The sequence below is a fragment of the Rhodocyclus purpureus genome (genome assembly GCF_016653115.1).
GTDB classification, from domain to species: domain Bacteria; phylum Pseudomonadota; class Gammaproteobacteria; order Burkholderiales; family Rhodocyclaceae; genus Rhodocyclus; species Rhodocyclus purpureus.
The window spans coordinates 1-13,866 of record NZ_NHRX01000061.1; the positions used below are offsets into that span (position 1 = coordinate 1).

At 66.0% G+C, this 13,866-nt stretch carries 12 protein-coding genes; 8 read left to right on the forward strand and 4 right to left on the reverse strand.

The window, feature by feature from the left end:
• The 5 genes from CCR84_RS16350 to CCR84_RS12155 form a co-directional block, all read left to right on the forward strand.
• On the forward strand, window positions 1–180 hold a 180-nt coding region (locus CCR84_RS16350; protein WP_207186286.1), incomplete at its 5' end, for a hypothetical protein.
• Window positions 181–200: 20 nt separating this feature from the next.
• A complete protein-coding gene (locus CCR84_RS12140; protein WP_201212638.1) occupies window positions 201–2,786 on the forward strand; it encodes an FAD-dependent oxidoreductase in 2,586 nt (861 codons plus the stop codon).
• A gap of 483 nt (window positions 2,787–3,269) precedes the next feature.
• On the forward strand, window positions 3,270–4,307 hold the full coding sequence (locus CCR84_RS12145) for a zinc-binding dehydrogenase (protein WP_201212640.1): 1,038 nt from the start codon (window positions 3,270–3,272) through the stop codon (window positions 4,305–4,307).
• 41 nt (window positions 4,308–4,348) lie between these two features.
• Window positions 4,349–5,926 carry a benzoate-CoA ligase family protein gene (locus CCR84_RS12150; RefSeq protein ID WP_201212642.1) on the forward strand — a complete coding sequence of 526 codons (1,578 nt, stop codon included), beginning with the start codon at window positions 4,349–4,351 and terminating at the stop codon, window positions 5,924–5,926.
• Between the two features lie 58 nt (window positions 5,927–5,984).
• Window positions 5,985–7,193 carry an ABC transporter substrate-binding protein gene (locus CCR84_RS12155; RefSeq protein ID WP_201212644.1) on the forward strand — a complete coding sequence of 403 codons (1,209 nt, stop codon included), beginning with the start codon at window positions 5,985–5,987 and terminating at the stop codon, window positions 7,191–7,193.
• Between the two features lie 107 nt (window positions 7,194–7,300).
• On the opposite strand, the gene CCR84_RS16735 is transcribed toward CCR84_RS12155, so the two are convergent.
• Complete coding sequence (locus tag CCR84_RS16735; protein ID WP_274610817.1) at window positions 7,301–7,432, reverse strand: hypothetical protein; 132 nt, start codon at window positions 7,430–7,432, stop codon at window positions 7,301–7,303.
• Between CCR84_RS16735 and CCR84_RS12160 the strand changes: the two genes are divergently transcribed.
• The gene (locus CCR84_RS12160; protein ID WP_201212646.1) at window positions 7,431–7,655 is read left to right on the forward strand and encodes a hypothetical protein; all 225 of its coding nucleotides are present in this window, start codon (window positions 7,431–7,433) and stop codon (window positions 7,653–7,655) included. The genes CCR84_RS16735 and CCR84_RS12160 overlap by 2 nt on opposite strands.
• Before the next feature lie 119 nt (window positions 7,656–7,774).
• Window positions 7,775–8,956, forward strand: a complete 1,182-nt coding sequence (locus CCR84_RS12165) for a Fic family protein (RefSeq protein WP_201212648.1) — start codon at window positions 7,775–7,777, stop codon at window positions 8,954–8,956.
• A 243-nt stretch (window positions 8,957–9,199) separates the two neighbouring features.
• On the opposite strand, the gene CCR84_RS12170 is transcribed toward CCR84_RS12165, so the two are convergent.
• Window positions 9,200–10,075 carry a phosphoribulokinase gene (locus tag CCR84_RS12170; RefSeq protein ID WP_201212650.1) on the reverse strand — a complete coding sequence of 292 codons (876 nt, stop codon included), beginning with the start codon at window positions 10,073–10,075 and terminating at the stop codon, window positions 9,200–9,202.
• Between the two features lie 66 nt (window positions 10,076–10,141).
• Window positions 10,142–11,221 (reverse strand): class 1 fructose-bisphosphatase, encoded by a 1,080-nt coding sequence (locus CCR84_RS12175; protein ID WP_201212652.1) that lies wholly within the window; start codon window positions 11,219–11,221, stop codon window positions 10,142–10,144.
• Window positions 11,222–11,369: 148 nt separating this feature from the next.
• Here CCR84_RS12175 and CCR84_RS12180 point away from each other — a divergent pair, with 148 nt between their 5' ends.
• Window positions 11,370–12,290, forward strand: a complete 921-nt coding sequence (locus CCR84_RS12180) for a LysR family transcriptional regulator (RefSeq protein ID WP_201212654.1) — start codon at window positions 11,370–11,372, stop codon at window positions 12,288–12,290.
• 186 nt (window positions 12,291–12,476) lie between these two features.
• Here the strand turns inward: CCR84_RS12180 and CCR84_RS12185 are convergent, their stop codons facing one another.
• Complete coding sequence (locus CCR84_RS12185; RefSeq protein WP_201212656.1) at window positions 12,477–13,865, reverse strand: ribulose-bisphosphate carboxylase; 1,389 nt, start codon at window positions 13,863–13,865, stop codon at window positions 12,477–12,479.
• Between the last annotated feature and the right edge of the window lies 1 nt (window position 13,866).

The following is a 13,866-nucleotide window of genomic DNA, read 5'->3' on the forward strand; positions in this document are numbered from 1 at the left end:
GCGCTGTACTCAAGTTCGGAGAAGGTGGCTTGCATGGTCGGTCACGAGCGTGAGGCAGGGCGTCATTATCTCAAAGAGCGGCTGCCGACGGCAGGCGTCGGCTGGTTTCGATTAAATCAGTGCTTCCCTAGGTCTTATTTCGTGGCTTTCGTGTTTTTCGTGGCTGAAAAGAAGTTTTGAGGATAAAGGAGATAGGGAAAATGGGAGCGAATCCGGGATCAGTGCTGAGTTCGGAAATCAAGTGGTGGAAAGCCAGCCTGCCGCCCGGTGCGGACGCCTTCGGCAGCACGGTGCAGCTGACGATCGACGGCAAGCAGGTCGACGCACCGGCCGGCTCGTCGTTGCTCAACGCCGCCACCGCGGCCGGCCTCTACATCCCGGCGCTGTGCGCGCACCCCGACCTGCCGCCCGCATCTTCGCGCAGCAGCGCAGGAGTCAACACAAATGCGTGTGCCGACGGCGGCTGCAACCTCTGCCTGGTCGCGATCGAAGGGCGGGACGGACTGCACAAGGCGTGCTCGACGCCGGTCGACGCGGGCATGGTCGTGAAGAGCGACACGCCGGCAGTGACGAAGGCACGCCAGGAGAATCTGGCGAAGATCCTCGCCACGCACCCGCACGTCTGCCTCACCTGCCCGAACCGCGAAGGTTGCTCGCGCTCGCAGTGCTCGTTCGGCAACCCGCCCGAGGCGCGCTGCTGCAGCAACTTCCCGAGCTGCGAGCTGCGCAAGATATCCGACTACATCGGCATCCCGAACAGCACGCCGGCGTACCGGCCGGCCGGGCTGCCGGTCGTCACCGACGAGCCCTTCTTCGACCGCAACTACAACCTGTGCATCGACTGCCGCCGCTGCCTCGTCGCCTGCAACGAGGTGCGCGGCGTCGGCTGCCTCGAAGTCAAGGAAGTCGACACGCCCCAAGGCAAGCGCCGCTACGTCGGTACCATCGCGCCGACCCTGCTCGAATCCGGCTGCAAGTATTGCCAGGCCTGCGTCACCGTCTGCCCGACCGGCGCGCTGACCGACCGCACGCTCGACCCCGCGCGCGTCGAGCAAAGCCAGGTGCCGTGCAAGTCGGCGTGCCCGGCCGGGATCGACGTCCCGCGCTACGTGCAGCTTGCCGCCGACGGCCGCTACGGCGAGGCGATCGCGGTCGTGCGCGAGAAGCTGCCTTTCCCCGGCATCGTCAGCCGCGCCTGCTTCGCGATGTGCGAGTCGGCCTGCCGCCGTGGCCAGCTCGATGACCCGCTGTCGATCCGTTCGCTGAAGCGCATCGCCGCCGACAACGACACCGGGCTGTGGCGCGCGCATTCGAAGCAGCTGCCGCCGACCGGCAGGAAGGCCGCGGTGATCGGTGCCGGTCCGGCCGGTCTCACCGTCGCCTGGTACCTCGCCAAGAAGGGCCACCAGGTCACCGTCTTCGACGCGCAGCCGGCGGCCGGCGGCATGGCGCGCTACGGGATCCCGTCGTACCGCGTGCCGACCGCGGTGATCGACGACGAGGTCGGCGAGGTGGCGAAGCTCGGCGTCGAGTTCCGCTACAACATCCCGGTCGAGGACATCGACACGCTGTTTTCCGACGGCTACGAGGCGGTCTTCATCGGCATCGGCTGCCAAGGCGGCGACAAGCTCGGCATCCCCGGTGACGACCTGCCCGGCGTCGTCGACAGCCCGACCTACCTGCGCGCGGTCACCATGGGGCTGGTCAACACTCCCGACGGCATCCAGACCGGCAGCAAGGTCGTCGTCATCGGCGGCGGCAACGTTGCCACCGACAACGCGCGTTCGTCGCGGCGGATGGGCGCCGAGGTGGACATGGTCTATCGCCGCACGCGCGAGGAAATGCCCGCGCGCGCCGAGGAGTTCGAAGGCTGCGTCGACGAAGGCGTCAACATCCGCTACCTGCTTGCGCCGACGAAGATCGCGCCGGGCACGAACGGCCATCGCGTAGACATCACCTGGGCCGAGATGGAACTCGGCGAGGCCGACGCCTCGGGCCGTCGCCGTCCCATCGAGACCGGCCGCGAGATCACCGAGGGCGCCGATCTCGTCATCGCCGCGATCGGCCAGCACCCGCGCAAGTTCGACGGCTTCGGCGTCGCCACCGACAGGAAGGGGCGCATCACGGTGCGCGAGGACACGCTGCTCACCAGCCGGCCGCGCGTCTATGCGGGTGGCGACTGCGTGCTCGGACCTTCGACCCTGATCGAGTCGATCGCTCAGGGACGCATCGCCGCGGCGGCGATCGACCGCCAGCTGGGTGGCGACGGCGACATCGAGGAAACGCTGCTGCCGGGCGGCTGGAGCACGTCGCCGCATCTTGGTCGCGACGAAGCCTTCAACCGCCGGCGCAAGTACCACCCGATCCTGCTCGCACCGGCGGCACGCAAGAACTGGGACGAGGTCGAGAAAGGCTTCGACGATGCTTCGGCACGCGCTGAAGCGGCGCGCTGCTTCAAGTGCAACCTGGCGCCGCAGATCGCGCAGGCGGTGCTGCCGCCCGAGTCCTGGCTCGAGTTCTCGGCAGCGGTGGTGGCCGGGGTGAGCAGCGAAGCTGGCGTCTTCCAGTTGCTCGACGCCGACAAGAACGTGCTCATGATCAAGGGCGTCGAGAATCTGCGTGAGGGCCTCGAGGAACAACTCGAACGGGGTAGCGATGCGGCATACTTCGTGTGCGAGGAAGCCGCGCTCTACACCTCGCGCGAGAGCCAGATGATCCAGGCCTACCTGCAGCAGTACGGCAAGATGCCGGGCGGCGGTGGCGACGAACTCGACGACCTGTTCTGAGGTGGAAGTGCGAAGGGTGAAGCCGCTGTCAATAGCAACAGATCGTCATCGCGAGCTGGCACGTCCGCGAATGCTCCGTCATCGCGAGGGCCGCAGACCTGTGGCGATCCAGTGCGTAGGGCTAGTTAGAAGAAGGAACTGGATTGCCACGGCGCTACGCGCCTCGCAATGACGGGAACTGGCATGTCGCTGAATGCTCCGTCATCGCGAGGGCCGCAGGCCCGTGGCGATCCAGTGCGTAGGGCTAGTTAGAAGAAGGAACTGGATTGCCACGGCGCTACGCGCCTCGCAATGACGGGAACTGGCATGTCGCTGAATGTCCCGTCATCGCGAGGGCCGCAGGCCTGTGGCGATCCAGTACGTAGGGCTAGCTATAAGAACGAACTGGATTGCCACGGCGCCATGCGCCTCGCAATGACGGCAGGCTGAGCGGGTGCGTGCCGTCAGGAAGTCTCTTTTCACGAACTGTCGAAAGGTAATCAATTGAAAGCTGTTTTCATCACCGGTCATGGCGGCAACGAGGTGGTCGAGGTCAGGGAGTGCGAGCGACCGACGCGTAAATCCGGCGAGGTGCTGCTGCGCGTGCAGGCAGCGACCCTGAACCAGGTCGACCTGTACATGCGCAACAGCGGCGCCGGCATCACCCACCGGCTGCCGCAGATCATGGGGCTCGACGCGGCCGGCGTGGTCGAGGAGGTCGACGCCGGCGAGAGCGTGCTCAAACCCGGGCAGTGCGTCGTCGTCCATCCCGGCATCAGCTGCGGCCGCTGCGAGTTCTGCCAGCGCGGCGAGGGCGTCCTCTGCGTCAGGATGCAGTTCCTCGGCGAGCACCGCGACGGCAGCTTCGCGCAATGGATCAGCGTCCCGGCGCAGAACGTGTTCCCGATGCCGGCGGGCTTGAGCTTCGTCGAGGCCGCCGCGCTCGGCGTCAATCACCTGACCGCCTGGCGCATGCTGTTCACCAAGGCGCAGGTCAAGCCCTGGGAGACCGTCCTCGTCTTCGGCATCGGCGGCGGCGTCTCGCTCGCCGCCATGCAGCTGGCGAAGGCGATCGGCGCCCGGGTCATCGTCACCTCGCGCGATGACGCGAAGCTCGAGCGTGCGCTGGCGCTGGGCGCCGATCACGGGATCAACAGCAAGACCGAGGACGTGGCCAAGGCCGTGCTCGCGCACACGGGTGGCCGCGGCGTCGATGTGGTGATCGAGAACGTCGGCGAGTCGGCCTGGTCGGCGGCGATGAAGTCGCTGGTACGCGGCGGCCGTCTCGTCACCTGCGGCGCCACCACCGGCGACCAGCCGCCGGCGGACATCCGCCGCATCTTCATCCGCCAGCTGCAGATCCTCGGCTCGACGCACGGCGACCTGTCCGAGTTCGCCGACCTGCTCTCCTTCGTCGAGCGGCAGCGCATCGTGCCGGTGATCGACAGCGTCCACCCCATCGACGAGGTGCATGCGGCGCTGGCGCGGCTGGAGGCAGGACAGCAGTTCGGCAAGATCGGGCTGCAGCTGGGCGAGGCTTGATCCACGCACGCAGACAAACCACGACCGACCAGGAGGAGACAATGGTCCAGTTGAGCCAAGTCAAGCGCGGGACGACCCCGCCCGAGGTGATCGTACCGCGCGAATACAACGCCGCCCACGACCTGATCGAGCGCAACCTCGTCGCCGGCCGCGGCGGCAAGCTCGCCTTCATCGACGATGAGGGCAGCTACACCTACGACGAGCTGGCACGACGGGTGAACCGCTTCGCCAACGTCCTCTCGGGGCTCGGCGTGCAGCGCGAGGAGCGCGTGCTGCTCTGCCTGCTCGACACGATCGACTTTCCGACCGCCTTCCTCGGCGCGATCAAGATGGGCGCCGTTCCGATCGCGACCAACACCCTGCTCACGGCGAACGACTACGACTACATGCTGCGCGACAGCCGGGCGAGCACCGTGGTCGTCTCGCAGCCGCTCTGGCCCCACTTCGCCGGCATCGTCGACCGGATCCCGAGCCTGAAGCAGGTGATCGTCTCCGGGGGCAATGTCCCCGGAAGGCTGGAAATGGCGACGCTGATGGCCACGGCCAGCGAAGAATTCAGCGCGGTCGACACGAGCTGCGACGATCCGTGTTTCTGGCTCTATTCGTCGGGATCCACCGGCAAGCCGAAGGGGACGGTGCACATCCAGTCGAGCCTGATCCACACCGCCGAGCTGTACGCGGTGCCGACGCTCGGCATCAACGAGAAGGATGTCGTCTTCTCGGCAGCCAAGCTTTTCTTTGCCTACGGGCTCGGCAACGGACTGACTTTCCCGCTCGCGGTTGGCGCCACCGCGGTGCTGATGCAGGAGCGGCCGACCCCCGAGGCGGTGTTCAAGCGCCTGCGCCAGCATCGCCCCGACATCTTCTACGGCGTGCCGACGCTCTACGCCTCGATGCTGGTCCACCCCGACTGTCCGACGCGTGAGGAAATGAAATTCCGCTGCTGCACCTCGGCCGGGGAGGCCTTGCCCGACGAGATCGGCCGGCGCTGGTCGGCGCGCTTCGGCGTCGACATCCTCGACGGCATCGGCTCGACCGAGATGCTGCACATCTTCCTTTCCAACCGCGCCGGCGAGGTCCGCTACGGCACCACCGGCAAGCCTGTTCCCGGCTACCGCGTGCGACTCGTCGACGACGAGGGCCAGGAGGTCGGCGTCGGCGAGATCGGCGAACTGCAGGTGAGCGGGCCTTCGTCGGCGGTGCAGTACTGGAACAACCGGGAGAAGACGCGCGCGACCTTTCAGGGCGAGTGGACCGTCAGCGGCGACAAGTACTCGCGCACCGAGGACGGCTACTACATCTACGCGGGGCGCGGCGACGACATGCTCAAGGTCGGCGGCATCTACGTCTCGCCGACCGAGGTCGAATCGGCGCTGATGAACCACGAGGCGGTGCTCGAGGTCGCGGTGGTCGGCCACCAGGACGAGGAGAAGCTCGTCAAGCCGATCGCCTACGTCGTCCCCAAGTCCGGCTGGGAACCGACCCCGCAGCTTGCCGACGAACTGAAGAAGTTCGTCAAGACGCATCTCGCGCCGTACAAGTACCCGCGCTGGATCGTCTTCCGCGACGCGCTGCCGCGCACCGCCACCGGCAAGATCCAGCGCTACCAGTTGCGCTGAATTACGGGGACGTTAGACTTGATTCGAGCATGACGTCACCGTAATTGGAGGAGGCAACATGAGACAGGTCCGCACAGCGTTTCGACCGTACCCTTCCCCGGTCCGAGCGCGGCTGCTCGCACTGGCGCTGGCCGGCGCCGGCCTGATCGCCGCTGGCCCGGCGCTGGCCGCTCCTGACGGCAAGGTCCGCGTCGGGCTGATGTTGCCCTACACCGGCAACTACGCCTCGCTCAGCAAGGCCATCAGCAACGGCTTCAAGCTCTACGTCGCCGAGAACGGCGGCAAGCTCGGCGGGCGCGAGGTCGAGTACTTCAGCGTCGACGACGAGTCCGACCCGGCCAAGGCCACCGAGAATGCCAGCAAGCTGATCAAGGAGGACAAGGTCGACGTGCTGGTCGGTACCGTTCATTCCGGGGTTGCCCTGGAAATGGCCAGGGTCGCGCGCGAGCACAAGGTCCTCCTGATCGACCCGAACGCGGGTGCCGACGAACTGACCGGATCGCTCTGTCATCCAACCTTTTTCCGCACCTCGTTCAGCCTGTGGCAACCCGCCTACGCGATGGGCAAGGTCGTCGCCGGGAAGGGGCACAAGCGCGTGGTGACGCTGACCTGGAAGTACGCCGGCGGCCAGCAGTCGGTCGACGGGTTCAAGGAAGGCTTCGAGCAGGGCGGCGGCAAGGTGATCAAGGAGCTGAGCCTGCCCTTCCCGGGAGTCGAGTTCCGGCCCTTCCTGACCGAGCTCGCCTCGCTCAAGCCCGACGCGGTGTTCGTCTTCTTCGCGGGCGCAGGCGCCGCCAAGTTCGTCAAGGATTACGCTGCATCCGGCCTCAAGAAATCGATCCCGCTCTACGCATCGGGCTTCCTCACCGACGGCACGCTGCCGGCGATGGGCGAAGCCGGCAGCGGCGTGCTGACCACCCTGCACTACGCCGACGGACTCGACAACCGGAAGGACACGGCCTTCCGCAGTGCCTACGCCAGGAGCTACGGCCAGCAGCCCGACGTCTATGCGGTGCAGGGCTACGATACGGCACAGCTCTACCAGGCGGGCCTTGCCGCCGCCGGCGGCAACGCGAGCAGGCAGGAGGTGATCATCAAGGCGATGGAAGCCGCGAAGATCGACAGCCCGCGCGGCCCATTCACGCTGTCGAAAGCGCACAACCCGGTCCAGGATATCTACCTGCGCCAGGTCGAGGGCGGCCGGAACAAGGTGATCGCCACTCCGATCAAGGCGCTCGCCGACCCCGCGCGCGGCTGTAAGATGTAAGGCCTAGGGGGCCAAGGCAGCAGCGCCGGGCCAGTTCACGCGCAGCATGAAAAAAATGGCGACAGCCGCCAGCGACCGTCGCTAGAGGAAGGACCAGGTTGCCCGTCTTACAGCGTCCGCCGCTTGCGATCCATCAGCTGCAGCAGCATCGACGTGAAAATGAGCTGCATGGCCAGGCCCATCTTGCCGCCGGGGCAGACGATGGTGTTCGGCCGGAAAGTCGTGGAAGGCCAGTCCATGTTGCCCTGCTTGACCCTTGTTTGTATCCTTCATGACGGCGCGCTCGTGGAGTTGCTGGGAGTCAATCTCGACAATCGATTTTCAGCATGGTGCGTCGCTCTTCAACGCCCGGCCACCGTGCCGGCCGGGTACACCTCTTTCGACCTTGGCATCCGTATCCAGTATCAATTCGAAGCTGATCAATCTGCTGAGCAGCGCATGCCACCCAGGATTGAAAAATGACCGGAAAAACCCCCGTTTTTTTCGGACATTCATGACCGGAACCCGGTCTGCTCCATCAATGTTAATAATCTGATTGGTATGGGTTTTTCTGAAAAAACAAGACGGACATTTTTCAGGACATGATCGGCGCCGACATCCCCGAGATCAGCATCCGCGTCGATACCGACCGCAGCGGTCCCTTCCTCTTTCAGGTCGGCGTCGACACGCAGAGCCTGGTGCTTCCCATGCAGCGAGTTGAAGACGCTCATGTGCGCTTTATTGCCTCGCCGCTGGCTCAGGTGGCGAACCTGCTCGAACGCGAGGTGATCGCTAGCAGCATCTACGGCACCAATACCATCGAAGGAGGTGCCCTCAGCGAGGATGAGACGCAGGCTGCGCTGGATCTCGACCCGGCACAAGTACAGCAGATCGAGCAGCGGCGTGTGCTCAACATCAAGGCCGCTTACGCGCGGGCCAGGGAATCTGCCCTCGATCCGGACTGGAAGCTGTCGATCGATTTCATGACCCAGGTTCACGGTCTGATCACCCGTGACATCCCGCACGCCGACAACCGTCCCGGCCTCCTCCGGAACAATCCCAAAGCGCGCATCACCCGGGTCGGCAGTCAGCAGCACGGCGGGCGCTACAAGCCCCCGCAATACGAGCGCGACATCTGGCGTCTGCTCGAAGCCTTGGTGGCCTGGCATGGCCAACTGACCCACGCCGGCGTCCACCCGCTGATCCGTGCTCCGCTGGTGCACTACTACTACGAACTGATCCATCCCTTCTGGGATGGCAACGGCCGGGTTGGGCGCGTCATCGAAGCGACCTTGTTGCAGGCCGCCGGCTACGAATACGCACCGTTCGCGCTAGCGCGTTACTACCTCGACCACATAGACAGCTACTTCACGCTGTTCAACACCTGTCGCAAGGCGGCTGAAAAGCATCAAGCCCATCCGAACACTCCCTTCGTCCTGTTTCATCAGGAGGGCATGCTCAAGACCATCAACGCGCTGCACGACCGGGTCAATCGCCTCGTCGGCGTCCTGCTCTTCCAGAGCCGCTGCCGCGAGCTGCTCGACAACAAGACCCTCAATGCACGCCAATACACCATTGTGTCGCAACTGCTGGCACAGGGACGCCCAAGGGGAATGGACGAAGTGCGTCAAGCCCCGTGGTACGCGAGCCTGTATCTCAAGCTCAACGACAAGACCCGCAGCCGTGATCTGAAGAAGCTGCGCGAACTCGAACTCGTCTTTGTCGACACGGAGAACCGGCTGTGGCCGGGGTGCGTGCGACCATCGAAAGTCAAGGCTAGCTGACGTGAAAGGCATCAGAACCCATCGTCAGCTCACCGAACCGCTTGGCTGGCGTGCAAGCACGCGCGCCTGGGCAAGATCACACCGAGCAACTTGCTTTTCCTCGCTGGAGATCGAGCTCCATCCTGAACTGTGTGCGGAAAATTGCAGAAGTTGACAGCACACGAAAAAACAGCAGCGCCGGCCACGGCGCTCCGGGAGCGCGGCGGCCGGGATTGACTGCTGGCTGAGGCGGCGGTGTGCCGGCTACAGCGCCCGCCGCTTCCGATCCATCAGCTGCAGCAGCATCGGCGTGAAGATGAGCTGCATGGCCAGGCCCATCTTGCCGCCGGGGCAGACGATGGTGTTCGGGCGCGACATGAAGGAGTCGTGCAGCATGCTGAGCAGGTAGGGGAAGTCGATCCCGCGCGGGTTGGCGAAGCGGATCACCAGGAAGCTCTCGTCGGGGCTCGGGATGTCGCGCGAGATGAAGGGGTTGGAGGTGTCGACGGTCGGCACGCGCTGGAAGTTGACGTGGGTTTCCGCGAACTGCGGCGTGATGATGTTCACGTAGTCGGGCATCCGGCGCAGGATGGTATCGACGACGGCCTCGGTCGAGTAGCCGCGCATCGCCTTGTCGCGGTGCAGCTTCTGGATCCATTCGAGGTTGATGATCGGGACGACGCCGATGCGCAGGTCGGCGTGGCGGGCGACGTCGATCTTTTCGGTTTTCACCGCGCCGTGCAGGCCCTCGTAGAAGAGCAGGTCGGTGTTCTCGGGCAGGTCTTCCCATTCCGAGAAGGTTCCCGGCGGCGAGCCGTAGCGCTGCGCCTCGCCTTCGTCGTGGATGTAGTGCCGCGCCTTGCCGCGGCCGGTCTCACCGTAGCCGCGGAAGAGGGCTTCGAGTTCTTCGAGCAGGTTGGCTTCGAGGCCGAAATGGCTGAAGTGGTTGTTCCCGGACGCGGCCGCTTCGGCCATCTTGGCCTTCATCGCGGCGCGGTCGTAGCGGTGGAAGGAATCGCCCTCGATGATCGCGGCGTTGATCTTCTCGCGGCGGAAGATGTTCTCGAAGGTGCGCGTGACCGAGGTGGTGCCGGCGCCGGACGAACCGGTGATGGCGATGACCGGGTGCTTGACGGACATGGGATGCTCTCCTGAACTTGGCGGAAACGGTTGGGTGGCAGTCGTGGACGGGCGTGGCGACGGGGCTCAGTCACCGCCCGCGAACAGCGAGCGCTCGGCGAACAGCGGGGAAGTGAAGGGCTTGTCCTCGCCGCGGTCGTATTCGTCGTGGTAGCGGATCAGCCGTTCGACTTCGCTGCGCGAGCCCAAGATCACCGGCACGCGCTGGTGCAGCGCGTCGGGCTTGATCTTGAGGAGGTCGGTGCGGCCGGTCGAGGCACGGCCGCCGGCCTGCTCGATGATCATCGCCATCGGGCTCGCTTCGTACATCAGGCGCAGGCGGCCGGGCTTGCTCGGGTCCTTGCTGTCGCGCGGGTACATGAAGACGCCGCCGCGCATCAGGATGCGATGCACCTCGGCGACCATCGACGCGATCCAGCGCATGTTGAAGTCCTTGCCGCGCTCGCCGGTCTTGCCGGCCAGGCATTCCTCGACGTAGCGGCGCACCGGCGGTTCCCAGAAGCGCTCGTTCGAGGTGTTGATCGCGAATTCCTTCGTTTCCGGCGCGATCTTCAGGTCGGGGTGGGTGAGCAGGAATTCGCCGATCTCGTCGTCGAGGGTGAAGCCATGGACGCCGTTGCCGACGGTGAGCACCAGCATCGTCGCCGGTCCATAGATCGCGTAGCCGGCGGCGACCTGCTGCGTTCCCGGCTGCAGGAAGTCCTCGACCGTCGGCTTGGCGATGTCGCCCGGACAGCGCAGGATCGAGAAGATGCTGCCGACCGAGAGGTTCACGTCGATGTTCGACGAGCCGTCGAGCGGGTCGAAGACGAGCAGGTAGTCGCCGCGCGGGTTGCCGGCGGGGATCGGGTAGATGTCGTCCATCTCCTCGGACGCCATCGCGGCGAGGTGGCCGCCCCACTCGCAGTGGTGCAGGAAGGCATCGTTGGCGAGCACGTCGAGCTTCTTCTGCGCTTCGCCCTGGACGTTGTCGCTGCCCGCGTCGCCGAGGACGCCGGCGAGCGCGCCGCGCGAGACGCCGTGCGAGATCGCCTTGCACGAGCGGACGATGTCGCTGACCAGCATCGAGAAGTCGCCGGCGAGCGCCGGGTTGCGCCGCTGTTCCTCGACCAGGAACTTGTTGACGTTGGTGCGTCCGAATAACATTCTTCTATCTCCCCTCTGTGCCGCGCCAGGCCGGCGTGGCTGAACGAGTCAAATCCAGCGCGACCCGTGTTCGCGTTGGCCGCAAATCCTTTTTAGCAGCGCCCGCAGGCGCCGCCCTCCGCTCCGGAACTTGCCGGAAAGGCCCTCCATGCGCAACCCGAGCCTTCGTCACGCCACCCTGCGCCAGCTGCAGATCTTCTCCGTCGCCGCCAGGCGGCTGTCCTTCGCGCGCGCCGCCGAGGAACTGCACCTCACGCAGGCGGCGATCTCGCTGCAGATCCGCCAGCTCGAGGAAGTCGCCGGCAGCGAGCTGTTCGAACGCATCGGCAAGCGCGTCTTCCTCACCGAGGCCGGCGAAGTGCTGGTCGAACAGGTCGCCCGCATCCAGCGCGCGCTCGACGAAGCCGACGAGGCGCTGGCCGCATTGCGTGGCGGCGGTCGCGTTGCCGTCGCCGCGGTGAGCACCGCCGAGTACTTCGCGCCGGCGCTCCTGTCGCAGTTCCGCACGGTGAACCCGGAAGTCCGCCTGCGCCTTTTGATCGACAACCGCGAAGCCGTGCTTCGGCTGCTCGCCGGCAACGCGGTCGACCTCGCCATCATGGGCCGGCCGCCAGCCGACCTCGACGTCGAGGCGACGGTGCTGGCGCCGAACCCGCTGGTCTTCATCGCCAGCGCCGCGCATCCGCTCGCTTCCCGGCGCGGCATCGGCGTCGACGAATTGGCGGCCGAGCCGCTGATCGCGCGCGAGTCCGGATCGGGAACGCGTTCGGCGATGGAGGAATTCTTCGCCGCGCACGCGCAGCGTCCATCGATCGGCATGGAGATGGGCAGCAACGATGCGATCAAGCAGGCGGTGGTCGCGGGACTGGGCCTGGGCTTCGTCTCGCGCCACACGCTCGGCCTCGAACTCTCCGCCGGCCGGCTGGCGATCCTCGACGTCGCCGACACGCCGGTCCTGCGCCACTGGCACCTCGTCCGCCTGCGCAGCAAGCGGCAGACGGCCGTGCTGGCCGCGTTCTGGGATTTCATCCGCGAACGCGCGCCGGGCTACCTCGCCGGGGAGCTTTAGCCCGGCGACGGCATGGCTCATGCCCGGATCCCAGCATGCGCAGTGCCCGATTCGGACCTGCCGGCCCTCCCACGAGGGCGCCAGACCCTTGCTCGTGGGAGCGGCGGCAGCCGCGAAGCTGCGCCTGAGCACGCAGTCCTCGCCGCTGCCGTCACGCTGCCCGTTCATCGCCGTCGCCTGCCTCGCTCAGCCCTTGAAGCCGAGCTGTTCGCGCCAGCCCGGGTAGAGCTTGTCGGCGTCGAACCAGAACGACTCGAAGGCGCCCTTGAGCTCGGGGTGGTCCTTGGCGTAGTCGATGAGGTTGATCCCCTTCTGCCAGGCGTCGTGCGCCTGGCGCAGCGAGCGCGCACCCGCGGCACCGCCGTCCTTGTGCCCGAAGGCGCCGCCGCCGGAGGTCTGGATCACGTTCGAGTGGCCGAGGTTGTCGAAGAAGCCGGGCAGGCGCAGCGCGTTCATGCCGCCGGAGATGATCGCGGTGGTCGACTTCATGCCCTGCCATTCCTGGCGGAAGTAGGGGCCTTCGGCGACGTCCTGATCGAGCATGTAGGCGATGGCGCGGTCGGAGGCTTCGCCTTCCATCTTGCCGAAGCCCATGGTCCCCGTGTGGATGCCGGAAGCGCCCTGCAGGCGCGACATCTTGCAGTGCACGAAGGCGGTGTAGCCGCGCTTCGACTGCGGGCTGGTGACGGCGCCGTGGCCGGCACGGTGGTAGTGCAGGAACTGGCTCGGGAAGTAGCGGCGGCAGGTGGTCACCGCGGTGGCACCGGCGACGTAGCCGTCGACCAGGAAGGCGACGTGGTGCGCGTTCTCGGCGAAGGTCTCGAGGATGTACTCGCCGCGCGCGATCATCTCGAAGGGGTCGTCGGCGGTGATGTTGGCCGAGAACAGCTTGGCTTCGCCGGTCGTGTCCTGCGCGCGGCGCATCGCGTCGGCGACGAGGCGGATCGTCTCCTTCAACGGGGCGAAGGTCTGGTTGCCCTGAGGCTCGTCGTTCTTGATGAAGTCGCCGCCGAGCCAGAATTCGTGACAGGCGTCGGCGAAGGGCTGCGGGCGCAGGCCGAGCTTGGGCTTGATGATGGTGCCGACGACCATGCCGCCGTTCTCCTGCGGGCGGCCGAGCACGCGCCACATGTCGCGGATGTTCACCGAGGGACCGTCGAACAGCTGCAGGTAGGCGGGCGGCACCCAGAAGTCGTGCATCTTGGCGTACTCGACGTCGCCCATGCCCTGGTTGTTGCCGATCGTCAGCGTCAGGAACGAGGCGATCATGGCGCGACCGTCGGTGATGTTGCGGTCGAACAGCGCCACCGGGTAGGCGATCTTCATCAGGAAGTCGCCGTCGGGACGTTCCTTGACCTCATAGACCAGCGCATCGACGCCGCGCGTGAAGTCATCGGTAGTGGACACTTCGACGTTGGTGCCGGTCGAGGACTCGGCGGCGAAGTGCGCGGCGGTCGCCACCGGCTCGTAGCCGGCCTTCGGCTTGAAGTGGTAGGCACAGAGGACGTGGCCACCATTCCTGATCAGGTCTTCTTCCTTGAGGGAGAGGTTCGCGTAGCGGTTCGACTGGTCCATG

Excerpts from the sequence above, each read along its gene's own strand:
- CCR84_RS12175 (WP_201212652.1), bottom strand. The coding sequence starts at position 11,221 with ATGTTATTCGGACGCACCAACGTCAACAAGTTCCTGGTCGAGGAACAG.
- CCR84_RS12140 (WP_201212638.1), top strand. The coding sequence starts at position 201 with ATGGGAGCGAATCCGGGATCAGTGCTGAGTTCGGAAATCAAGTGGTGG.
- CCR84_RS12180 (WP_201212654.1), top strand. The coding sequence starts at position 11,370 with ATGCGCAACCCGAGCCTTCGTCACGCCACCCTGCGCCAGCTGCAGATC.
- CCR84_RS12160 (WP_201212646.1), top strand. The coding sequence starts at position 7,431 with ATGTTGCCCTGCTTGACCCTTGTTTGTATCCTTCATGACGGCGCGCTC.
- CCR84_RS16735 (WP_274610817.1), bottom strand. The coding sequence starts at position 7,432 with ATGGACTGGCCTTCCACGACTTTCCGGCCGAACACCATCGTCTGCCCC.
- CCR84_RS12165 (WP_201212648.1), top strand. The coding sequence starts at position 7,775 with ATGATCGGCGCCGACATCCCCGAGATCAGCATCCGCGTCGATACCGAC.
- CCR84_RS12155 (WP_201212644.1), top strand. The coding sequence starts at position 5,985 with ATGAGACAGGTCCGCACAGCGTTTCGACCGTACCCTTCCCCGGTCCGA.
- CCR84_RS12150 (WP_201212642.1), top strand. The coding sequence starts at position 4,349 with ATGGTCCAGTTGAGCCAAGTCAAGCGCGGGACGACCCCGCCCGAGGTG.
- CCR84_RS12185 (WP_201212656.1), bottom strand. The coding sequence starts at position 13,865 with ATGGACCAGTCGAACCGCTACGCGAACCTCTCCCTCAAGGAAGAAGAC.
- CCR84_RS12170 (WP_201212650.1), bottom strand. The coding sequence starts at position 10,075 with ATGTCCGTCAAGCACCCGGTCATCGCCATCACCGGTTCGTCCGGCGCC.